This is a genomic window from Ruegeria profundi, from assembly GCF_049800715.1.
Classification (GTDB): domain Bacteria; phylum Pseudomonadota; class Alphaproteobacteria; order Rhodobacterales; family Rhodobacteraceae; genus Ruegeria; species Ruegeria profundi_A.
Genome location: NZ_JBNAFO010000006.1, coordinates 59,654 through 82,087 on the forward strand (window position 1 = coordinate 59,654; position 22,434 = coordinate 82,087).

Annotated in this window: 19 protein-coding genes; 12 read left to right on the forward strand and 7 right to left on the reverse strand. The window is 60.6% G+C overall.

Translation table 11 applies throughout. The annotated features are described in order from the left end of the window. Positions 1-13 precede the first annotated feature (13 nt). The gene (locus tag ACP15L_RS11440) at positions 14-709 is read left to right on the forward strand and encodes an ABC transporter ATP-binding protein (RefSeq protein ID WP_425084255.1); all 696 of its coding nucleotides are present in this window, start codon (positions 14-16) and stop codon (positions 707-709) included. Next, on the forward strand, positions 706-3,234 hold the full coding sequence (locus tag ACP15L_RS11445; protein WP_425084256.1) for an ABC transporter permease: 2,529 nt from the start codon (positions 706-708) through the stop codon (positions 3,232-3,234). The genes ACP15L_RS11440 and ACP15L_RS11445 overlap by 4 nt, the downstream gene beginning before the upstream one ends. A gap of 4 nt (positions 3,235-3,238) precedes the next feature. On the opposite strand, the gene ACP15L_RS11450 is transcribed toward ACP15L_RS11445, so the two are convergent. After that, entirely contained in the window at positions 3,239-3,685 is a 447-nt protein-coding gene (locus tag ACP15L_RS11450; protein WP_425084257.1) for an RrF2 family transcriptional regulator, read from the reverse strand. 95 nt (positions 3,686-3,780) lie between these two features. On the opposite strand from ACP15L_RS11450, the gene ACP15L_RS11455 reads away from it, so the two are divergent. Next, entirely contained in the window at positions 3,781-4,392 is a 612-nt protein-coding gene (locus tag ACP15L_RS11455; RefSeq protein WP_425084258.1) for a gamma-glutamylcyclotransferase family protein, read from the forward strand. 10 nt (positions 4,393-4,402) lie between these two features. On the opposite strand, the gene gltX is transcribed toward ACP15L_RS11455, so the two are convergent. Continuing rightward, a complete protein-coding gene (gltX, locus tag ACP15L_RS11460) occupies positions 4,403-5,728 on the reverse strand; it encodes a glutamate--tRNA ligase (protein ID WP_425084259.1) in 1,326 nt (441 codons plus the stop codon). A 215-nt stretch (positions 5,729-5,943) separates the two neighbouring features. Between gltX and ACP15L_RS11465 the strand changes: the two genes are divergently transcribed. Beyond that, entirely contained in the window at positions 5,944-6,876 is a 933-nt protein-coding gene (locus ACP15L_RS11465; protein ID WP_425084260.1) for an MBL fold metallo-hydrolase, read from the forward strand. A 4-nt stretch (positions 6,877-6,880) separates the two neighbouring features. Here ACP15L_RS11465 and ACP15L_RS11470 read toward each other — a convergent pair whose 3' ends face one another. From ACP15L_RS11470 to ACP15L_RS11480, 3 genes are all read right to left on the reverse strand, one after another. Then, complete coding sequence (locus tag ACP15L_RS11470; RefSeq protein WP_425084261.1) at positions 6,881-8,212, reverse strand: NAD(P)/FAD-dependent oxidoreductase; 1,332 nt, start codon at positions 8,210-8,212, stop codon at positions 6,881-6,883. Positions 8,213-8,373: 161 nt separating this feature from the next. Next, the gene (locus tag ACP15L_RS11475) at positions 8,374-8,595 is read right to left on the reverse strand and encodes a hypothetical protein (protein ID WP_425084262.1); all 222 of its coding nucleotides are present in this window, start codon (positions 8,593-8,595) and stop codon (positions 8,374-8,376) included. A gap of 324 nt (positions 8,596-8,919) precedes the next feature. After that, complete coding sequence (locus tag ACP15L_RS11480; RefSeq protein WP_425084263.1) at positions 8,920-10,578, reverse strand: NAD+ synthase; 1,659 nt, start codon at positions 10,576-10,578, stop codon at positions 8,920-8,922. 127 nt (positions 10,579-10,705) lie between these two features. Here ACP15L_RS11480 and ACP15L_RS11485 point away from each other — a divergent pair, with 127 nt between their 5' ends. Beyond that, the gene (locus ACP15L_RS11485; protein ID WP_425084264.1) at positions 10,706-12,217 is read left to right on the forward strand and encodes an MORN repeat-containing protein; all 1,512 of its coding nucleotides are present in this window, start codon (positions 10,706-10,708) and stop codon (positions 12,215-12,217) included. Between the two features lie 4 nt (positions 12,218-12,221). Here ACP15L_RS11485 and ACP15L_RS11490 read toward each other — a convergent pair whose 3' ends face one another. Then, positions 12,222-12,887 (reverse strand): SDR family NAD(P)-dependent oxidoreductase, encoded by a 666-nt coding sequence (locus tag ACP15L_RS11490; protein ID WP_425084265.1) that lies wholly within the window; start codon positions 12,885-12,887, stop codon positions 12,222-12,224. 291 nt (positions 12,888-13,178) lie between these two features. Here ACP15L_RS11490 and ACP15L_RS11495 point away from each other — a divergent pair, with 291 nt between their 5' ends. Beyond that, positions 13,179-14,747: a 2-isopropylmalate synthase gene (locus ACP15L_RS11495; RefSeq protein ID WP_425084266.1), complete on the forward strand. Its 1,569-nt coding sequence runs from the start codon at positions 13,179-13,181 to the stop codon at positions 14,745-14,747. A 165-nt stretch (positions 14,748-14,912) separates the two neighbouring features. Here the strand turns inward: ACP15L_RS11495 and ACP15L_RS11500 are convergent, their stop codons facing one another. Next, complete coding sequence (locus ACP15L_RS11500; RefSeq protein WP_425084267.1) at positions 14,913-15,698, reverse strand: 23S rRNA (adenine(2030)-N(6))-methyltransferase RlmJ; 786 nt, start codon at positions 15,696-15,698, stop codon at positions 14,913-14,915. Positions 15,699-15,853: 155 nt separating this feature from the next. Here ACP15L_RS11500 and ACP15L_RS11505 point away from each other — a divergent pair, with 155 nt between their 5' ends. Genes ACP15L_RS11505 through ACP15L_RS11530 form a run of 6 tightly spaced genes read left to right on the forward strand, consistent with a single transcriptional unit; the run spans position 15,854 to position 22,421 of the window. Beyond that, complete coding sequence (locus tag ACP15L_RS11505) at positions 15,854-16,900, forward strand: rod shape-determining protein (RefSeq protein WP_039523195.1); 1,047 nt, start codon at positions 15,854-15,856, stop codon at positions 16,898-16,900. Between the two features lie 59 nt (positions 16,901-16,959). Then, positions 16,960-17,862, forward strand: coding sequence for a rod shape-determining protein MreC (mreC, locus tag ACP15L_RS11510; RefSeq protein WP_170378866.1), 903 nt, complete (start codon positions 16,960-16,962; stop codon positions 17,860-17,862). Beyond that, entirely contained in the window at positions 17,855-18,391 is a 537-nt protein-coding gene (locus tag ACP15L_RS11515; protein WP_425084268.1) for a rod shape-determining protein MreD, read from the forward strand. Before mreC ends, ACP15L_RS11515 begins: the two co-directional genes overlap by 8 nt. Beyond that, the gene (gene mrdA, locus ACP15L_RS11520) at positions 18,388-20,337 is read left to right on the forward strand and encodes a penicillin-binding protein 2 (protein WP_170707286.1); all 1,950 of its coding nucleotides are present in this window, start codon (positions 18,388-18,390) and stop codon (positions 20,335-20,337) included. Before ACP15L_RS11515 ends, mrdA begins: the two co-directional genes overlap by 4 nt. After that, complete coding sequence (rodA, locus tag ACP15L_RS11525; RefSeq protein WP_170462716.1) at positions 20,334-21,473, forward strand: rod shape-determining protein RodA; 1,140 nt, start codon at positions 20,334-20,336, stop codon at positions 21,471-21,473. The genes mrdA and rodA overlap by 4 nt, the downstream gene beginning before the upstream one ends. Positions 21,474-21,488: 15 nt before the next feature. Continuing rightward, a complete protein-coding gene (locus ACP15L_RS11530) occupies positions 21,489-22,421 on the forward strand; it encodes a 2-hydroxyacid dehydrogenase (protein ID WP_425084269.1) in 933 nt (310 codons plus the stop codon). The last annotated feature ends 13 nt before the right edge of the window (positions 22,422-22,434 follow it).

Sequence of the window (22,434 nt, forward strand, 5' to 3'; positions counted from 1 at the left end):
GATGGAAAGACCGATGACTTCAGCTGTTCTTACGCTCCAAAATGCCTCTTTGTCTCTGGATGGCAATGCCGGGCGGGTCGATATTCTGCATGAAATCTCTCTATCCGTGATGAAGGGTGAGAGCTTGGGGCTGATCGGGCCATCCGGGTCGGGCAAGTCCTCGCTGCTCATGCTGATGGGCGGGTTGGAGCAAGCGACCGGCGGTCGCGTCTCGGCTTTGAGTCAGGATCTGACGATGATGGATGAAGATACGCTGGCCCGCTTTCGGCGCGACACGATGGGTATCGTGTTCCAGAATTTCCATCTGATCCCCACCATGACAGCACTGGAAAACGTCGCCACCCCGTTGGAGCTGGCCGGCCACAAGGACGCATTCACCCGCGCAGAGGCAGAACTCGACACCGTCGGCCTGTCCCATCGGCGCGACCACTATCCGGCGCAATTGTCGGGGGGTGAACAGCAGCGGGTTGCCTTGGCCCGCGCCTCGGCCCCGCGCCCACAGATCCTTCTGGCGGATGAGCCTACGGGCAATCTGGATGAAACCAACGGTGCCGCTATCGTTGATCTACTGTTCGGTCTGCGGGACAAGCACGGCGCGACCTTGGTGTTGGTCACGCACAGCCCATCGCTGGCGGCGCGCTGCGACCGCGTTGTGCGCTTGCGCGACGGCCGCATCTCGGATGAGACCAAGCAAGAGGCCGCGGAATGAGCCTGCGACTGGCCGGACGGCTGGCAAGTCGTGAACTGCGCGGAGGCCTGCGCGGCTTTCGTATCTTCCTCGCCTGTCTCGCCCTTGGGGTTGCCGCCATCGCTGCGGTCGGCTCGGTCCGCTCGGCCATCCAGACAGGGTTGACGCAGGAAGGGGCTGCCTTACTGGGCGGGGACGCGCAGCTTGAGTTCACCTATCGCTTTGCCAGCGACGAAGAACGGCGCTGGATGGACGAGACCGCGCAACAAGTGTCCGAGGTTGTCGATTTTCGGTCGATGGCTGTCGCCGCGAAAGACACCGGAACCGAGCGCGCCCTGACACAAGTCAAAGCGGTGGATGGCGCTTATCCCTTGGTGGGCGCGGTTACTCTGGCCCCGGACATACCTCTGGACAACGCTTTTGCGGGCGCAGACGGTCTGCCCGGTGCCGCCATGGCCCCCGCATTGATCGACCGGATGGGGCTGACGGTCGGCGATCGTTTTGCCTTGGGCACGCAGGAATTTGTCCTGATGGCGGCCCTGCGTCATGAGCCGGACGGTGCGGCGGACGGATTCGCCCTTGGGCCAAGAACACTGGTCCGAACCGAGGACTTGCAGGCCTCCGGCCTATTGGCCCCTGGCACGCTATTTTCTACCAAATACCGCCTTGATCTATCCAGAGGCACTGATCTTGAAGACCTCTCCCAGCAGGCCAAGGAGGCCTTTGATGGCACCGGCATGCGCTGGACCGACGCCCGCAACGGGGCGCCGGGCATCACTGAATTCGTCAACCGCCTCAGCGCATTTCTGGTTCTGGTCGGTCTTTCGGGGCTGGCAGTCGGTGGCATAGGCGTATCCGCAGCCGTCCGCGCATACCTGTCGCAAAAGACCGAAACCATCGCCACCTTGCGCACCTTGGGGGCCGACCGCGCGACGATCTTCCGGACCTATATGATCCAGATCGGGCTCTTGTCGGGGATCGGAATAGCCATCGGCGTCACACTGGGTGGGCTGCTGCCACTGGCTTTGGCCCCAATGATCGAAAGCCTGCTGCCGATCCCGGCGGTTTTCGCCCTCTACCTGCAAGCTCTGGCCGAGGCTGCGATCTACGGCATTCTGACCGCTTTCCTGTTTACCCTGTGGCCATTGGCCCGAACTGAGGAAGTGCGCGCCGCAACCCTGTTCCGTGATGCGCTGACCACGGCCCGCGCCCTCCCTCGACCCATCTATGTCGTGACCACCGGTTTCGGGCTGGTCCTGCTGATCGCAATCGCCGCGTGGTTCAGCGGCTCGGCCAGACTGACGATTTGGACCAGCGCCGGGTTGGTGGGCGCGCTCATCCTTCTGTCCCTGTCGGCCATCGCCATCGGCCGCCTCGCCCGCGCGGGCAAACCCGCAGCACGTGGCCGCCCTGCGCTGCGATGGGCGCTCTCGGCTATTTCCGACCCACGTGAGGGCGCGGCATCGGTGGTCCTGTCCCTCGGTCTCGGCCTGTCTGTTCTGGCCGCCGTTGGGCAGATCGATGGGACCTTGCGCAACGCGATCTCGGGCAACCTGCCGGATGTCGCGCCGTCCTATTTCTTTGTCGACATCCAAAAGGACCAGATGCCAGGGTTCACCGAGCGACTGGAATCTGACCCATCCGTCAGCCGCATCGAAAGTGCACCGATGCTGCGCGGCATCATCACCCAGATCAACGGACGCCCCGCGCGCGACGTTGCCGGGGACCATTGGGTTCTGGAAGGCGACCGAGGCATCACCTACTCGACCCACCCGCCCGAAAACGCCCGCGTCACAGCAGGCGATTGGTGGGCCGAAGACTATTCCGGAGAACCGCAGGTCAGCTTCGCCGCTGAAGAGGCCGCGGAGATGGGCCTGACCCTTGGGGATGAACTGACGGTCAACATCTTGGGCCGAGATATCACGGCCCGCCTGACCTCATTGCGCGAGGTCGACTTTTCAACGGCAGGCATGGGCTTCATAATGTCGATGAACCCTTCCGCGCTGGCCGGGGCACCACACAGTTTCATCGCCACTGTCTATGCCGAGGAACAGGCCGAAACCGCGATCCTGCGCGATCTGGCCAATCAGTATCCCAATATCACTGCGATCCGGGTGCGGGACGCGATTGACCGGGTGTCGGGCCTGCTGGCCGGGTTGGCGGCGGCAACCTCCTACGGAGCAGGCGTCTCGCTTTTGACCGGATTTCTGGTCCTGATCGGCGCAGCCGCCGCCGGAGAGCCCGCGCGCCGCTACGAGGCTGCGGTTCTGAAAACACTTGGGGCGAACCGGCAGCGCATCCTGTTCAGCTTTGCTCTGCGTGCTGTCTTGCTCGGGGCGGCCGCCGGGGGTGTCGCCCTTCTGGTCGGCATTCTGGGGGGCTGGGCCGTCGCTAAATATATCTTCGACACCAGCTATACAGTTATATGGCCTTCAGCCGTTGGCATCGTGTTGGCCGGAATGGTCGTGACACTGGGTGCAGGGCTTGCCTTCGCTCTACGTCCGCTGGCGGTAAGACCAGCCCGCATCCTGCGCGCCAGCGATTGACCCCTTAGCGCACGCAGGCGACGGGCTGCAGGATTTTCAACAAAGGATCGTTGTCGCAAATCAAAGCATCCAGCGTGATATCGTCCAACGAGGCATAAAACACCTCAGCCGCGTCCTTCAGCGCCAGCTTCAATCGGCATGCATTGGTCAGCGGACAGGTGTTATCGGCATCCGCAAAACACTCGGCAATCGGTAATGCGCCTTCCACATCCCGGAACACAGCCCCCACCCGGATCTCATCAGCTGAGCGCGCCAGCGACATGCCACCATTGCGGCCCCGTTGGGTGCTGAGATAGTTCAGCTGGCTCAACTGGTTGATCACCTGAGCCAGATGGTTCTCGGAAATGTTGCAGACCTCGGCGATCTCGGCCTTGGTCACCAGCCTTTCGGGATGTGCCGCGCAATACATCAACAGGCGCACGGCAATATTCGTCCGTTTGGTAATCCGCATAAGGGCCTCCCTAAATCAATGATGTGATCTTATTGCATGTCCGGCAAAAAAGCGGTTTGACATACATCAATCGACCCAAAGGACATCCCGCGCTGATGGCAGACCCCTATTTCTTTGGCTATGGCAGCCTCGTGAACCTGGCCACACATGACTTTCCCGATCCCCGACCCGCAAAGCTTAAAGGTTGGCGGCGGGCATGGAAGCATACCGACTTGCGTTCGGTCGCGTTCCTGACGGCAGTCCGTGATCCTGACTCCGAGATCGAAGGCATGATCGCCCATGTACCCAAAAACGACTGGGCCGCGCTGGATGAGCGTGAATGGGCCTATGACCGCATTCCCGCCACGCAGTCGGTCGCGCACCCTCTTACGCAGGATGTGGAAATCGCTGTTTATGCGGTGCCGAGGGACCGGCACAATGCGCCGACAGATCATCATCCGCTGCTGCTCAGCTACATCGACGTCGTTGTGCAAGGATATCTGCGTGTTTTTGGGCCGGACGGGGTCGACCGGTTCTTCGCAACAACGGATGGCTGGGACGCACCTGTCGTGAATGACAGGGCCGAGCCAAGATACCCGCGCCACCAACAGCTCAAACCTGACGAGACAGACTTTGTTGACGATCGCTTGCGCCGGGCGTCGGTGCGGGTCATCCAACCGCACCAACAAAAAGAGGCAAACGAACTGCCTGCCTCTTTCAAGTTCTAAGGTTTGACAATCAGCCTCTCGCGCGGATCACTTGCAGCAAAGGCAAAAGTGCTGCCATCTCAGGCCCGCGCTCCATCCCGGTCAGTGCCTTGCGCAGCGGCATGAACAGGCCCTTGCCCTTGCGGCCCGTGGCCTCTTTGACGGCCTTGGTCCAACTGCCCCAGGTTTCGCCATCAAACGGACCTTCCGGCAAAAGCGCAATCGCCTCGGCGATGAAGTCGCGATCCTCATCCGCGATCAGAGGCTCCGCCCCATCCCGGCACAGCTCCCACCAACCCTTGAGATCGTCCAGAGTGGTGATGTTCTCGCGCGCCATGGCCCAGAACGGCTCAGCCAGGTCGGCAGGGACGCCTGCCTCGGCAACGGCGTCTACAACATCCGCCAGCGGCAGCGATTGCAGGTGCTTCGCAGTCAGGGGGAAAAGGTCCTGCACATCGAACTTTGTCGGAGCCGCGCCAAAACGGTTGATATCGAACCCGTCGATCAGCTCAGCCATCTCGGAACGCAGCTCAACCGGGTCAGACGAGCCCAGACGCGCCATCAGGCTCAGCAGAGCCATCGGCTGCACGCCCTGTTCACGCAGATCGCGCAGCGCCAGCGTTCCCAGACGTTTCGACAGCGCCTCACCCTGAGGACCGGTCAGCAGCGAATGGTGGGCAAAGCGCGGGCAAGTGCCACCCAGCGCCTCGATGATCTGAATCTGCGTTGCAGTGTTGGTGACGTGGTCCGAGCCGCGCACCACGTCGGTCACGCCCATCTCGGTATCGTCCACGACAGACGCAATCGTGTAGAGAACCTGCCCATCGCCGCGGATCAGCACCGGGTCGGAAACCGAGGCCGCATCAATCGAGATGTCGCCCAGAATGCCGTCATTCCACTCGATCCGCTCGTGATCCAGTTTGAACCGCCAGACGCCATTGCCACGCTCGGCGCGCAGCGCGTCTTTCTCGGCCTCGCTCAGGTTCAGCGCGGCTCGGTCATAGACCGGCGGCTTGCCCATGTTCAGCTGCTTCTTGCGCTTGAGATCCAGCTCGGTCGGTGTCTCGAACGCCTCATAGAACCGGCCCATTTCTCGGAGCTTGTCAGCGGCTTCGGCGTAGCGGTCCAAACGTTCGGACTGACGCTCAACCCGATCCCAATGCAGGCCCAGCCACTCAAGATCCTGTTTGATCGCGTCGACATACTCTTCTTTCGAGCGCTCAGGATCGGTATCGTCGATGCGCAGGATGAAGGTGCCGCCTGCCTTGCGGGCGATCAGGTAGTTCATCAGAGCGGTGCGCAGGTTGCCCACATGGATGTAACCGGTGGGCGACGGGGCGAAACGGGTGGTTGTCATGGGTGTCTCCTGTTGGCGCGGCTCTTGTCACAAAGGCGCGTTTTTGTCCAGCAGGCGTTTTGGACTACCCAAGCTCCTCAGCCCCCCAGATCGCAAGATGAACAAATATTAACACGCAATGTTCATCCACGCAGACTAAGTACCGGTGTATAAAGTGGCACGCGACCCGCAGCGAACTACCTTTTTCGCTGGCGTTCTGACAGGGAGACTAAGAAATGGCCATCAATTTAACACGCAGAGCGGCCTTGGGCGCCGCAGCAGCCCTTCCATTTGCATCCGCAGCGACCCCACTTTTGGCGGCCGGAGCCGAGACAAAGGCGAACTCGACTATCGCAAGATCATTCCAGCTGGGCGACTTCACGGTCACGACCCTGCTTGATGGCAGCCTGCCGCGCGACGGCGCGCAGGAAATCTTTGGTGGCGGCGCCTCGGATGAGGAATTCGCCAAAGTTTCAGCCGAAAACTTCATCTCGCCCGACGTGGCACAATTCTTTTTCACGCCGACTCTGGTAAATACAGGCTCGGAGCTGATCTTGTTCGATACCGGACTTGGTCAGGGCGGCATTCAGGCCGCTTTGGCAGATGCAGGTGTCACGCCCGATCAGATTGACGTGGTTGTGCTGACCCACATGCATCCAGACCATATCGGCGGCATGACCGCCGATGATGCGCCGACATTCGCAAATGCGCGCTATGTCACTGCTGCACCGGAATATGATTTCTGGTCCGCTCAGGAAGCCGGGAACCGGGTCGGCGATCTGGTTGCTGCCAAGGTCACCCCCCTGGCCGAGAAGATGACCTTTATTGAGGATGGCGGAGACGTGGCCTCGGGCGTGACGGCGATGGCGACCTTTGGGCATACCCCCGGTCACATGGTCTACCACTTGGAAAGCAACGGCCAGCGCCTTATCCTGACTGCGGACCTTGCCAATCACTATGTCTGGTCCTTTGCGCACCCCGAATGGGAAGTTCGGTTCGACATGGACAAGGCTGCCGCAACGGAATCACGCCGTAAGATTTTGGGCCTGCTGGCCGCCGACAAGGTGCCCATGATCGGCTATCACATGCCCTTCCCGGGCGCTGGATATGTCGAGACCCGAGGCGACGGCTTCCGCTTTGTGCCTGTCAGCTATCAAATGATGGGCTAAGCCTTCAATACCCAGGGTCCGGCCGGACCTTTGAGCCATCGGTGAAACGAGACAGGCGAAACGCGGCCGGATCCACACAGGGCGTTCTGTGCATGACCAGATCTGCCATCAACAGACCCGCGCCGGGGCCGATGCCGAAACCGTGGCCAGAAAATCCGGTGGCAATGAACAGGCCCGGCAGATCATCGGCTGGCGACAGAACCGGGATCGCGTCCGGTGTCACGTCAATCATCCCCGCCCAGCTTTGGACGATCTCGGCCTGCTCCAGCGCCGGATAGCTCTTGCGCGCATTCGCCCATGCCCCACGGATAACCTTTTGCGACGGTTCTGGATCCAGCACGCGGCAATGTTCGAACGGAGTCACATCGGTGGGCAGCCAGCGCCGATCTTCGCGCGCCTCGGTCGCCCAGCGACCCGACAGGCGAAAGCGCAGCGATCTCCATTCCTGTGCGAAGGCTGGCAGAAACTTGAGGGCCAGCCGGAAACTGTCGGGCACGATATCCACCGTGTTTTCATGACCCGAGGCGATGGTATAACCACCATCCGCCCGCTTTCGAATTGCAAACCCATCCGACCACAACGCGACCTCTGGCCCCTCGACCACCGGCGACACGCGCATGACTGTGTTCAGCACCTTCAGTTGAGGCAGATCGATCCCGGCATTTCCCGCAAACAATCGCGACCAAGCCCCGCCGGCCAAAACCACCCGGTCACACGCCACGCGGCCCCGTTCGGTGAATACTCCGGCAACGCGCCCCTCTTGCATATCGACGCTGCGCACGGCGCAACTGGTAATGATGATCGCCCCGCGATCACGCGCGGCCTCGGCGATGGCGGGGGCGGCCCATTGCGGCTCGGCCCGGCCGTCTTGCGGCATGTAGAGACCGCTTGAGATATCCGACTGCGCCCCAGGCATCAGCTCGGCCAGTTCGGCCCCGGCGACGATCTGTGCGCCGGTGTTCAACCCGTCGACATGGCGTATCCAACGTTCAAGATTTCGCGCATCCCGCTGGCCAGAGGCTCCGAACAGAATCCCCGACTGCGTATAGCCGGTCTGACGTCCGATCCGGTCCTCCATCCCGCGCCAAAGGCGCAGCGACTCTTGCATCAGAGGGATCTCCCTCGGGTCGCGCATCCCAAGACGCACCCATCCCCAATTGCGAGAGCTTTGCTCGCCCGCGATCTGACCCTTTTCACACAACAGGACCGAAACACCCCGCTCAGCCAGCTCCAAGGCCGTGGATACACCAATGATACCGCCGCCAATCACGACGATATCGGTTTGTTTCGGCAATGAGAGATCGGAGTCGAAGACAGTAGGCTTGGGACCGGGCATCAAAAGCTCATGGACAATCGCATGGACCGCCATGGAGACCGACCGCTGTGCTACTGGCAACCGGTTTTTTGAGGTTCACAAAAGGATTGTGCAGACCTGTGGCGCGCGCGCCAAAGGTGCCGCGAAACACGCCGCACCTTTTACGACTTTAGCCTGGTGATTTACGCAGCGCCTGACAGCTCAGCCCATTTCTGACGCAGATTGGCCGAGAACCCGCTGACCTTGGGCTTTGACCCGGTCCGGACCTCTTCCTGGGGGACAAGATCAGGGAATTCAGGACGCTTCATCGGCGCGACATTCTGCTGACCTGCATCTTCCCTCAGCATGTCCGCGATGGCCGCATCCAGTTTCTCCTCGTCCAACTCTTGGGGAGGAGATTCCATCGTATTCAGCGCACGCGGCGCGTGAAGCGATTTATCATATTGCTCATTCATCGTAACACCACACTGTTCACTCAGACATCCCACCCGGATGTGGCGTCGTCAGGCTAAAAACAGTTTGCCATGACCCTGCGCCCCTCGCAGAACAATACGTCACACCCGCCTCACATGAGGCAATATCCAAGCATAAATGTGGCGGAAAAATGTCGCAAAAACAAGGATAGCTTGCGGATCACCCCGGAAAACGAACGGGGCACGCACGGTATCGGAAACAATGCGAGAGCTCAGAGCGGCACTATACCATAAACGGGAAACAATGTGCCATATTTACCCCTGATCACGCCAACGATTCACGATCGGATAGCGACGGTCCAACCAGAAGGCCCGGCTGGTCAGGCGCGTGCCGGGGGCGGACTGGAACCGTTTATACTCGCTGATGTAAATCAGATGCTCGACCCGTTTGGCATCGGCCTCATCGAAACCGGCCGCAACACAATCGGCGATCGAGCCATCCTGATCGACCAGGATATCCAGAATGCCATCCAGAACCGGATAGTCCGGCAGGCTGTCGCTGTCTTTCTGATCTTCGCGCAGCTCGGCGCTTGGGGGTTTGTCGATGACCGACGGTCGGATGACCTCGCCTTCAGGCCCCATCATCCAGTCGCGATGATTGGCGTTGCGCCAGCGGCAGGTCTCGAACACGCGGGTTTTGTAGAGGTCCTTGATCGGGTTATAGCCCCCGTTCATGTCGCCATAGATGGTAGCATAACCAACCGCAACCTCGGATTTGTTACCGGTGGTCAAAAGCATCTCACCAAATTTGTTCGAGATCGCCATCAGCAACACACCTCGCAGGCGGGACTGGATGTTCTCTTCGGTCAGATCGGCATCGCGACCGGCAAACAAAGAGGCAAGTGTCTCGGTCACCGCCGCGCGGCTGTCCGAGATCGGCACATAGTCATAGTGAACGCCCAGCGCCTTGGCGACCGCCTCGGCATCGTCCAGCGAGGCCTGGCTGGTGTATTCCGATGGCAGCATCACGCAACGCACATTGTCAGCGCCAATCGCGTCAACGGCAATGGCCGCAACCAGGGCTGAATCGACCCCGCCTGACAGCCCGAGAACCGCCTTTTTGAAACCGGTCTTGCCCATGTAGTCACGCAAGGATTGGACCATGGCGCGGTAGTCTTGCTCCCACACATCCGGTTGGGGGACGATCTCGGCCGGGACGATGCGCCAGCCGTCATCGCCACGCTCGAGGTCCACGTGGCGTATCGCTTCGTCGAATACGGGCATGCGGAAGGCAAGCTCACCACCCGGGTTAAGACCGAAAGTTGCTCCGTCAAAAACCTGATCGTCTTGCCCGCCAACCATGTTCAGATAGATCAGCGGCAGGCCGGTCTCGACCACGCGGGCCACCATGTGGTTCAGACGCACATCGTATTTGTCCCGGAAATAGGGCGAGCCGTTGGGGATCAGCAGAAACTCGGCCCCGGTTTCCTCCAGCGTTTCAGCCACGTCCGGGTGCCAGCCATCTTCGCAGATTGGGCTACCGATGCGGAAATTGCCCACCGAGTACGGCCCACCCAGCGGGCCGGAATCATACAGACGCACCTCATCAAAGACCGTTTCGTTCGGCAGATGGTGTTTCAGGGACTTGCTGGTGATTCGCCCGCCATTCAGAATCACATAAGCGTTGTAGAGGCGCCCGTCCTCGACCCACGGCCCACCGATGGCAATGGCGGGACCCTCGGCACAGTCCACGGCCAATGCCTCAATCGCGGCCATTGCAGCGCGGTGAAACACGGGCTTCATCACAAGGTCCTGCGTGTTGTAGCCGGTGATGAACATCTCAGGGAAGGCCACCATGTCAGCCCCGGCCTCGCGGGCCTCGTGCCACGCTGCGCGCGCTTTGGCAGCATTGCCGGGAATATCCCCCACGGTGGGGTTAAGCTGCGCCAGAGTGATGCGGAAACGGTCGGCCATGCTGCCCTCTTGCCTTCGTCAGTCCATTTGCATTTAGCAGATCACCGCGCGAGTGAAAGGGCCATGCGGCAAAAGCCGTTGCTCTGCCCGTGACGGTCCCTTAGTTTTGCGCCGAAGAAAGCAAGCAATGATGACCGGGCAGGCAGGAACAACAATGGATGTGATCCGCAATTCGATTGCTGCAGGGGCCATGACCCTGATCGCAGCGGCAGCCTTTGCACAGGACGGAACCGTCATCGTCAAGGATGACGAGGTCGGAGGTGTCTATGAAGGCACCTTCCTGAACGGCTTGCGGCACGGGACCGGGTCGTATCGGCTACCCAACGGGTTCGAGTATTCGGGCGAATGGATCGAAGGCAAGATTCAGGGGCAAGGCACGGCGCGCTTTGCAAATGGCGCGATCTACGAAGGTTCCTTCGCCGATGGCCAGCCAGACGGCCAGGGCAAGATCACCTATCCCGATGGCGGCACCTACGAAGGGACGTGGTCCAACGGGGCCATCAACGGAACCGGCGTGGCCCAATATGCCAATGGCCTGCGATATGAAGGCGCGTTCAAAGACGCGCGCCATCACGGCAAGGGCACTCTGTCCGACCCCAACGGATACGCCTACGAGGGCGACTGGGTTGAGGGTGAAAAGCAGGGCATAGGCAAGATCACTTCGGCCGATGGATCTGTCTATGAAGGTGAGATCGAACAGGGTCAGCGCCATGGTCAAGGTCGTCTGGTTCAGTCGGACGGCGTTGAATATGACGGTCAGTGGCAGAACAACGTGATGACAGGCACCGGGCGGCTGACGCTGGCCAACGGGGATGTCTACGAGGGCTCATTGCTGGACGGGCGCCGTCAGGGCAAAGGCAAGGAAACCTATGCCAACGGCAACGTCTATGAGGGCGACTACGAAGACGATCAGCGCCACGGCAAAGGCACCTTCACCGGGACAGATGGCTACAGCTATACAGGCGACTGGTCCCGTGGTCAGATCGAAGGTTTTGGTGAGATCACCTATCCCGATGGCTCAACCTATATCGGTGAACTCAGTGCGGACCTGCCGCATGGCAAGGGCCAGAACACCTATCCCGACGGCACCGTCTATGATGGTGAGTGGGTTGCGGGTGTCTTCGAGGGCCGAGGCAAGGCCACATACCCAAACGGCGTCGTCTATACCGGCGAGTTCCGGAATGCGGTCAGCCACGGCACCGGCGTCGTCACCTTTGCCAATGGCTACCGTTATGAGGGCGAATGGGTCGATGGCGCGCGGCAGGGCAAAGGCAAGGCCAGCTACGCGGACGGCACGATCTATGACGGAGATTTCCTGAACGGCAAGCGCCACGGCAAAGGCACGATCACAACGCCCAGCACCTTCACCTACACGGGCGATTGGGTTGACGGCAAAATCAGCGGAGTGGGTGTCGCGACCTACAGCACAGGCGACGTTTACGAAGGCGGTTTCCTCGACAACAAACGCCACGGCGAAGGCACCATGCGCTATGCCAACGGCCAAGAGGAGACTGGCGTGTGGGACAATGACGCGCTGCCCGCGCAAAGCGCAGCAGAAGAAGCGCCCGCGCAAGAGGATCAACCCGCTCAGGCCGAAAACGCTGAGGAACCAGCGCAGGCTGAACCCTCCGACGGCTAACCCGCTACCACGGAACGGGTTTTCCGGTCCAGTCGAAGAACCCACCCGTGTCATCACTCGTCAGACCGCTGACCACGTTCAGCAGGTTCATCGCGGCCTCTTCAGGCTCCACCGCCGGATGCCGACCAAGGTATTTCTGCGTGAAGGCCGTTTTGACAGTGCCGGGATGCAAAGACACGCAGATCGCCTGTTTGTGCGTGCGCGAAAGTTCGATCGCCGAGGTATGGACGATCTGATTCACCGCAGCTTTTGCGGCCCGGTAGCTGATCCAACCCCCGATACGGTTGTCTCCGATCGACCCCACACGCGCCGACAGAACACCAAAAACAGATCGCCTGTCGCGTGGTAGCAATCTGTGCGCACGGCTGAGGACCAGGGCCGGGCCAACCGAATTCAACGCAAACTGATCCATCATTGCCTGTGCAGATACAGCGCGGATCGTCTTTTCCGGCTCCGCCCCGTTGATCTCCAACGCGCCAGAGACGACCAGAACCAGATCGAACGGGTCAGGCAGGTCATCCAACATCTGCAAAGCCTGCTCCGGTTGGGTCAGATCAATCCCGTCAAAAGACCGGGACAGGCTTGTGACCTGCACGCCTAGCCCCTCAAGACGCGCGCAAAGCGCCGAACCAATTCCGCCAGAGGCGCCTATAACCAAAGCTGTTTTCATGTCTCACGACCTAGCGGCGGCGATGGTTGGATCAATGATAGGTCTCCAAGAATTCGCACAGAAAGGAACACGCCCTCATTTTGGTTCTTTTCATTCTGCGTAAGCTGGGTATAACCTCGTCCTCATGATCAACCGCGCAGATATCCTTGTTGCCGACACCGCCCTTCGCGGTGCATCGCTGCGTGGCCTACTGATCCTAATCCGCCTCTGAGCGTGCCAACCGGCGCGCCCGCTCAGAGGAGGACGCCAGCGCGCCAAGAGGCTTTAGGACAGAAGAAGAAAGAGAACCCCATGACCAACGTGACCGACCAAGACCGCGTCTTGATCTTCGATACCACTTTGCGCGACGGCGAGCAGAGCCCCGGCGCAACAATGACCCATGACGAAAAGCTCGAGATAGCCGAGCTGCTGGACGAAATGGGCGTCGACATTATCGAAGCCGGTTTCCCCATCGCATCCGAGGGCGACTTCAAGGCCGTATCCGAGATCGCGCAACGTTCGAAAAACAGCCGTATCTGCGGTCTAGCCCGTGCGAACTTCGCCGATATCGACCGCTGCTGGGAGGCGGTGAAACACGCCGAGCAGAACCGTATTCACACCTTCATCGGCACATCCCCCCTGCACCGCGCCATTCCAAACCTGACGATGGACGAGATGGCCGAGAAAATCCACGAAACCGTCAGCCATGCGCGCAACCTGTGTGAAAACGTTCAGTGGTCACCGATGGATGCGACGCGGACCGAGTGGGACTACCTCTGCCGTGTGATCGAGATTGCGATCAAAGCGGGCGCAACCACGATCAACATCCCTGACACGGTGGGCTACACCGCCCCGGTGGAGTCGGCCGACCTGATCAAACGCCTGATCGAGACCGTACCGGGCGCGGATGAGGTGATCTTTGCCACCCACTGCCACAACGACCTCGGCATGGCGACCGCGAACTCTCTTGCCGCTGTTGCAGGCGGTGCGCGTCAGATCGAATGCACCATCAACGGTCTGGGCGAACGGGCGGGCAATACGGCTTTGGAAGAGGTTGTGATGGCGCTGCGTACCCGCAACGACATCATGCCTTGGCACACGGGCATCGACACCACCAAGATCATGCATATCTCGCGCCGCGTGGCGACCGTGTCGGGCTTCAACGTTCAGTTCAACAAGGCCATCGTAGGCAAGAACGCCTTCGCGCATGAAAGCGGCATCCATCAGGATGGCATGCTGAAAAACCGCGAAAACTTCGAGATCATGCGCCCAGAGGATATCGGCCTGTCCGGCACCTCTCTGCCCTTGGGCAAGCACTCGGGCCGCGCCGCGCTGCGCGACAAGCTCGAGACGTTGGGTTTTGATGTGGGCGATAACCAGCTCAAGGACATCTTCGTGCGGTTCAAGGATCTGGCCGACCGCAAGAAAGAGGTGTTCGACGACGACCTGATCGCGCTCATGACCATGGACGAGCATGACGACTATCTTCAGCTTGTCTCGATGAAAGTGACCTGCGGCACCGGGGGCCAGGCCGAGGCAACCGTCGAACTTGAAATGGACGGCAAGGACATCATCGCCACCGAACATGGCGACGGGCCTGTGGATGCAACGTTCAAAGCGATCCGCGCGATCTACCCCAACACAGCCCGGTTGCAACTGTATCAGGTCCATGCCGTCACCGAAGGCACCGACGCGCAAGCCACAGTCTCGGTCCGCCTGAGCGAAGACGGCATGATCGCAACCGGCCAATCGGCCAACACAGACACGGTCGTTGCGTCAGCCAAGGCCTATATCCACGCGCTGAACCGCCTGATCGTTCGCCGCGAGAAAACCGGCCCCGGCGCAGACACGCGTGAGATCAGCTACAAAGACCTGACCTAGAAACGGCAAAGGGCTCCCGCACCCGCGGCGGCCCGGCTTCGCCGACCCATCTTGGGTTTTGGGCCCGGCAGCGCGCCTGCGGCGCGCTGCCGGGCCCAACGCGTTTGACGGCATCTTTGATGCAGGCAAACGGGGCGCGAGGTTTGCTTGTTCCTCTCCAAGACCTCAAAGTTTTTTGAACAAAGCAGACAGTCTGTGGGTTTCCTGATCCAACCCAAAGGGCGCGTTGATCACGAACATTCCAGACCCGACCATCCCATGCCCTTTGCGCGCTGCGGCGAATGTCACCTCGTGTTTCAACACCTTCGGGAAATCCTGAGACGTCAGCGCGTCCACCATCGGCTTTTGACGGGCATCCTTCAGGATCGGGTACCACAAAGCGATCACGCCCACATTCCATTTGCGATGCAGCTTGGCGATTATCCCCGGAAGGCGGTCATATTCCGCCTTCACCTCGTAGCTGGGGTCAATCAACAGCATACCCCGTCTGGGCGTCGGCGGCAGTAGGGACTGCGCCAGCTCATACCCGTCTTGCTTGTAGACGCGCGCATTGCCCCCCGGCACCGCCAGTGACAAAGCCGCATATTCCTGCGGATGCAATTCGGCGAGGTGCAGACTGTCCTGCGACCTCAGCAGGCTAGCTGCAATCAGGGGCGATCCGGGGTAGCTGGCCTCTCCAAAACGCGCACGTGTCATCCCGATCGCTTGCGCCAGCGGATGATCATCGCCAAACCATGCGCCACGCTGAACACGCTCAATCCCGGCGGCTGCTTCTCCGGTCTTGCGGGCTTCGTCTGAATCTAGTCTGTAAAGCCCACGTCCCGAATGGGTTTCGACGTAAGTCAGCGGTTTGTCCTTTTGGGTCAGATAGGACAGCGCCCATGCCAATAAAGCGTGCTTTTGCACATCAGCCAGATTCCCGGCGTGGTAAATATGTTGATATGAGAGCATATTGCCTTCTACAGTCCCTGCAAATGAGGCGAAAAGGTGCTGATTGCCGCGGAATCAGCCCTTTTACCGGGCGAGTTGGCACCCTATAAGTCATCCGTCCCGGAACCGTCGAGTCGCGGGCAGTAGAAAAACCGACATACAGGATCAGGGGAAACATGGGGATCTTTGGCAATCTGGGCGGCCTGTTCACAGCGGACATGGCTATCGACCTTGGAACGGCAAACACGCTGGTCTACGTCAAGGGGCGCGGTGTGATCCTGTCTGAACCCTCGGTTGTAGCCTATCACGTCAAGGACGGCGTGAAAAAGGTTCTGGCGGTTGGCGAAGACGCCAAGCTGATGCTGGGTCGGACACCGGGTTCGATTGAAGCCATTCGCCCGATGCGCGAAGGCGTGATTGCCGACTTCGACACCGCCGAGGAAATGATCAAGCACTTCATCCGCAAAGTGCATAAGCGTTCGACCTTCTCGAAGCCAAAGATCATCGTCTGCGTCCCGCATGGCGCGACCCCTGTTGAAAAACGCGCGATCCGCCAGTCGGTTCTGTCCGCAGGCGCGCGCCGCGCTGGCCTGATTGCCGAACCGATTGCAGCGGCAATTGGCGCAGGCATGCCAATCACCGATCCGACCGGAAACATGGTCGTCGATATCGGTGGCGGCACCACCGAGGTTGCGGTTCTGTCGCTGGGGGATATCGTCTACGCCCGCTCGGTCCGCGTGGGTGGAGACCGTATGGACGAGGCGATCATCTCCTACCTGCGTCGTCAGCAGAACCTTCTGGTCGGCGAATCCACCGCTGAACGCATAAAGACCACCATCGGCACCGCGCGCATGCCCGACGATGGCCGCGGCCAGTCGATGCATATCCGTGGTCGCGACCTACTGAACGGCGTGCCAAAAGAAATCGAGATCAGTCAGGCTCAGGTCGCCGAGGCGCTGTCGGAACCCGTCCAGCAGATTTGCGAGGCTGTAATGACCGCGCTGGAGACCACGCCCCCCGATCTGGCCGCAGACATCGTGGATCGTGGCGTGATGCTCACCGGTGGCGGAGCACTGCTGGGCGATCTGGATCTGGCTCTGCGCGAACAGACAGGTCTGGCCGTGTCGATTGCCGATGAAAGCCTGAATTGTGTGGCTTTGGGCACCGGCAAGGCGCTAGAATACGAAAAACAGCTGCGCCACGCGATTGACTACGAAAGCTAAGGCGCGCACCCTTTAGAAAATAGGGTAAACTCGGCCCGAGCAGCACGGGAAGGTAACCTGTGGCAAAAGACCGATCACAGCGCGACGACTACACGGCCCCACTGAGGCGTTTGCTTCTGGGGATCGTTGTGCTGTGCCTGCTGGGCATCTTCATTGTCTGGCGGATCGACAGCCCTCGGGTTGAACGGTTCCGCGCGCAGGTTGTAGATGCTGTTGTGCCCTCAATGGATTGGGCCATGGTTCCGGTCACCGCAACCGTCAACCTGTTCCGTGATTTCCAAAGCTATCAGAGCCTGAGCGAGCAGAACCGCGAGCTGCGCTCGGAACTGCGGCTGATGCGCGCCTGGAAAGAGGCAGCGTTGCAGCTGGAACAGGAAAACGCGCGGCTACTGGATTTGAACAATGTGCGGCTTGACCCGCGCCTGACCTATGTGACCGGCGTGGTGATGGCCGATAGCGGCTCTCCCTTCCGGCAGTCGGTGCTGTTGAATGTTGGGGAACGGGACGGGATCGTCGATGGCTGGGCCACGATGGACGGGATCGGCCTGGTTGGCCGTATCTCGGGTGTTGGGCCGGATACGGCGCGCGTCATTCTGATGACGGACGCCTCAAGCGTCATTCCCGCCACCATCCAGCCCTCGGGCCAGACCGCTTTGATCACGGGCGACAATACCCCTGCCCCTTCGGTCGAGTTTCTGGAAAACCGTGAGCTTGTGCGCCCCGGCGACCGGGTCGTGACCTCGGGCGATGGAGGCGTGTTTCCCGCCGGTCTGCTGATCGGCCAGATCGCCGCCGACCCCGGAGGTCGCCTGCGCGTGCGCCTCTCCGCCGATTTCGAACGGTTGGAGTTCCTGCGCGTTCTTCGCTACAACTCGGCCCCCACGATCCGCGATCCGGGTCAGATCGTCGGCCCCTCACGCCCCGCTGCTTCGTTGTCGTCTGAGGAAGCTGGTGATGGATAAACCGGCCTCTCACAAATGGGCGATGCGCGGTCTTTACGGGGCGCTCGCGGTGTTCGTTCTGTTCCTGCATCTGCTACCGCTGGATACGCAGCCGGATCGCTGGCCTTTTCCGGACTTTCTGATCGTCCTTACTTTTGCTTGGGTGCTTCGGCAGCCGGATTATGTGCCGACCGTTTTGGTCGCTTTGGTCATGTTGCTGGCCGATTTGCTGCTGCAACGCCCGCCGGGCCTGTTGGCCGCATTGGTGGTGCTGGGCGCGGCATACTTGCGGGCTTCGGCACCCGGGATGCGGGATGCGGGCTTTGTGGCGGAATGGATGTCTGTCAGCGCCGTCGTTACTGGCGTCTTTCTGGGCAACCGGATCGTCCTTGCAATCCTGTCTGTTGATCAGGCGGCTTTGTTACCGGTTTTGATTCAGCTTGTGCTGACAATTCTGGCCTATCCGGTCATTGTTCTGCTTTCTCAGAGTGTATTCGGCGTGCGCCGCGTCTCGGCCGCGGATGCCAGCGCTGCGGGGGCGCGTGCATGAAACAACGCAAGATCAAAAGCGAAGGTGTCGCCTATAAACGTTTGCCACGGCGGGCCCTGCTGCTTGGCGGTCTGCAGGCGGTTTTTATTGGCGGGTTAGCCGCGCGCATGCGGTACATGCAAGTCGATCAAGCGGATGAATATCGTCTTCTAGCCGAAGAAAACCGGATCAATATCCGCCTTATCCCGCCGACGCGGGGGCGCATCTATGACCGCAACGGGCAGATAATAGGGCAGAACTCACCGTCCTACCGCATCGTAATTGTTCGCGAGGATGCCGGTGACATCGACAAGGTGATCGCCAAACTCTCGGACCTGATCCCCCTGAACGAGGATGAGATTGAGCGCGCGCGCACGGAAATGCGACGCTCGGCCCCGTTCCTGCCGGTCACATTGGTCGATCAGGTGACGTGGGAAGATATCTCGAAAGTCGCGGTGAACGCCCCGGCCCTACCAGGGGTCACGCCCGAGGTCGGGCAAACCCGGCAATACCCGCGCTATGAGGATTTCGCCCATATCGTCGGCTATGTCGGCCCGGTCAGCGACTATGACCTCAGCCAGATCGAAGACCCCGAGCCAGTGCTGCGCATCCCCCGGTTCCAGATCGGCAAGGTCGGCCTTGAGGCCAAGCAAGAGATCGACCTGCGCGGCAAAGCAGGCTCCAAGCGGGTTGAGGTTAACGCCACCGGCCGCGTCATGCGCGAGCTGGACCGGCAGGAAGGCCAACCGGGTGCTGATCTGCAACTCTCGGTCGACGCGGACCTACAGCAATACGCTCAAGCACGGCTTGCCGGAGAAAGCGCCGCCGCCGTTGTCATTGATTGCGAAACCGGCGATCTAAGGGCGATGGCCTCGGCCCCCAGTTTCGATCCCAACCTGTTCGTGCGTGGCATCTCGGTCGCGGATTACCAGATCCTGACGCAGGACAAATACCGCCCGCTGGCCAACAAGACGGTTCAGGGCACATACCCGCCCGGATCGACCTTCAAAATGGTCACCGCCTTGGCCGCGCTTGAGGCCGGTGTCGTTGGCCCCGGCAACACCGTGTACTGCCCCGGCCACCTCAAGGTCGGCAGCCGCCGCTTTCACTGCTGGAAACGCGGGGGGCATGGCATGGTCGACCTTAATACATCGCTCAAACGCAGCTGCGACGTTTACTACTATGACGTGGCGATCAAAGTTGGCATCGACAAAATCTCAGAGATGGCGCGGACCCTCGGCCTGGGCATCAAGCACGACATTCCGATGTCCGCTGTGCGTGCCGGTCTGGCGCCCAATCAGGAATGGAAGCAACGCACTCATGGCGAGGACTGGCTGATCGGTGATACGGCCAATGCCTCGATCGGACAGGGATTCATGCTGGCGTCACCGATGCAGCTGGCTGTGATGACCGCGCGGATCGCCACGGGGCGGGCCGTGACACCGCGTCTGGTCCGCTCGATTGATGGGGTCGAACAGCCAACCGGCGCGGGTGAGCCGCTTGGGATCAGCCCAGCCAATCTGAACTACATCCGCGAGGCGATGTGGTCAGTATCGAACGACCGGCGTGGCACGGCCTATCGCAGCCGGATCATCGCCGATGACCTTCGCATGGCGGGTAAGACCGGTACCAGCCAGGTGCGCAACATCACCAAAGCAGAACGGGCCGCAGGTGTGATCCGCAACGAGGACCTGCCATGGGAACGGCGCGACCATGCGCTGTTCGTCAGCTTCGCCCCCTACGACAAACCCAAATACGCCATCGCGGTTGTGGTCGAACATGGCGGCGGTGGCTCCAAAGCGGCGGCTCCGGTCGCGCGCGACATCATGCTTCAGGCGCTTTACAACGGCACCCCACCGCTCGAGGCCTACCCGGCCGGAGATCGAGAGCGCATCAAGGAACAACAAAAACGGCTCGAGGGCGACCGCCGCCCCAAAGCGCGCCCCAGCGAGAAGGACCGCGCATGAGCTATCTTGAATATGCGGTCAAATCCACGCCCTCGGGGTTTCGCAAATTCCTCTATATGAACTGGCCTCTGACGCTGTTGCTGATCAGTACGGCAAGTGCCGGGTTCCTGATGCTGTACTCGGTGGCAGGTGGCTCGTGGATGCCATGGGCCGAACCACAGATCGAACGTTTCGGGCTGGGCCTGACGGTGATGTTCATCGTCGCGCTGGTGCCAATCTGGTTCTGGCGCAACATGTCGGTACTGGCCTATCTGGCTTCGATCGCGCTGTTGGTGTTTGTGGAGCTGTTCGGCACCATCGGCATGGGCGCACAGCGCTGGATCGACCTTGGGTTTATGCGCCTTCAGCCGTCCGAGGTGATGAAAGTCGCGCTGGTGATGCTGCTGGCGGCCTACTATGACTGGCTGCCCTCGCACAAAACCTCGCGTCCGCTCTGGGTGCTGATCCCGGTCGTTCTTATCCTGATCCCTACCTTCATGGTGCTGCGCCAGCCGGACCTTGGGACCTCGATCCTGCTGCTGGCCGCAGGTGGAGGGCTGATGTTTCTGGCCGGTGTACACTGGGCCTATTTCGCGGCCGTGATCGCAGCCGTGGTCGGCTTGATTGCGGCCGTTTTCAACAGCCGAGGGACCGAGTGGCAGTTGCTGAAGGACTACCAGTTCCGCCGGATCGACACGTTTCTTGATCCGTCTACCGACCCTCTGGGCGCGGGCTATCACATCACCCAGTCGAAGATCGCCCTGGGATCGGGTGGATGGAATGGACGCGGGTTCATGCAGGGCACGCAATCGCGGCTGAACTTCCTGCCTGAAAAACACACCGATTTCATCTTCACCACATTGGCCGAAGAGTTCGGCTTTGTCGGCGGCATCACCCTGTTGCTGCTTTACGCGCTGATCCTGATCTTTTGCATGGTTACGGCCCTGTCGACCAAAGACAGGTTCTCATCGCTGGTTACCATGGGTATCGCGCTGAACTTCTTCCTGTTCTTTGCGGTCAACATGTCGATGGTGATGGGGCTGGCTCCGGTTGTAGGGGTACCTCTGCCCATGGTCAGCTATGGCGGTTCGGCCATGCTGGTTCTGATGGCCGCCTTCGGCGTTGTGCAAAGCGCCCATATCCACCGCCCCCGCTGATCGGAAAGCCCCTCCATGCCCGTCAATGTCCTGTTCTCCGCACGTCCTGAGCTTTGGCCGGTGTACCAGCCGCTTCTGACCGAGGGGCTGCAAAAGGCAGGCGTCGCGTTCAATCTTGCAACCGAATTCCCCGAGGATGAGGTGGACTACATCGTCTACGCCCCAAGCGGCGGGCTGCTGGATTTCACGCCCTATACCCAGCTGAAAGCGGTTCTCAGCCTCTGGGCTGGGGTTGAGAAGATCGCAGGGAACGAAACGCTGACCGTGCCACTGGCGCGGATGGTGGATCACGGGCTGACCCAAGGCATGACCGAATGGGTCGTGGGACATGTGCTGCGCTATCATCTGGGGATGGACCAGCACATCAAAGTGCAAGACGGTGTGTGGACGCCTGACGCGCCACCATTGGCGAACGAACGTCAGGTCTGCATTCTGGGCCTTGGCGCATTGGGGCAGGAGGCTGCCCAAGCGCTGGCGGCATTGAATTTCAAAGTCACCGGATGGAGCCGCACCCCCAAAGCCGTCCCCGGAGTAACCTGCCTGAGCGGCGAAGATGGGTTGCGAGAGGCTCTGTCAAAGGCCGAGATCGCCGTTCTCTTGCTGCCTGGCACACCGGCGACCGAGAACACTCTGAACGCCGAAACCCTTTCGCTGATGCCCAAAGGCGCGCGGATCATCAATCCGGGGCGTGGGCCTCTGATCGACGATGAGGCGCTATTAAAGGCGATGAACACAGGCCAGATTGGACATGCCACGCTGGATGTGTTCCGGGTTGAGCCTCTGCCCGCGGATCACCCCTACTGGGCGCATCCGAACGTGACGGTGACGCCGCATATCGCCTCGGAAACCCGACCGGTCACGGCGGCGCAGGTGATCGTCGAAAATATCCGGCGCGGGGAAGCTGGCGAGCCGTTTGTGCATCTGGTGGATCGCCAGCTGGGATATTGATCCCCCCAAGGAC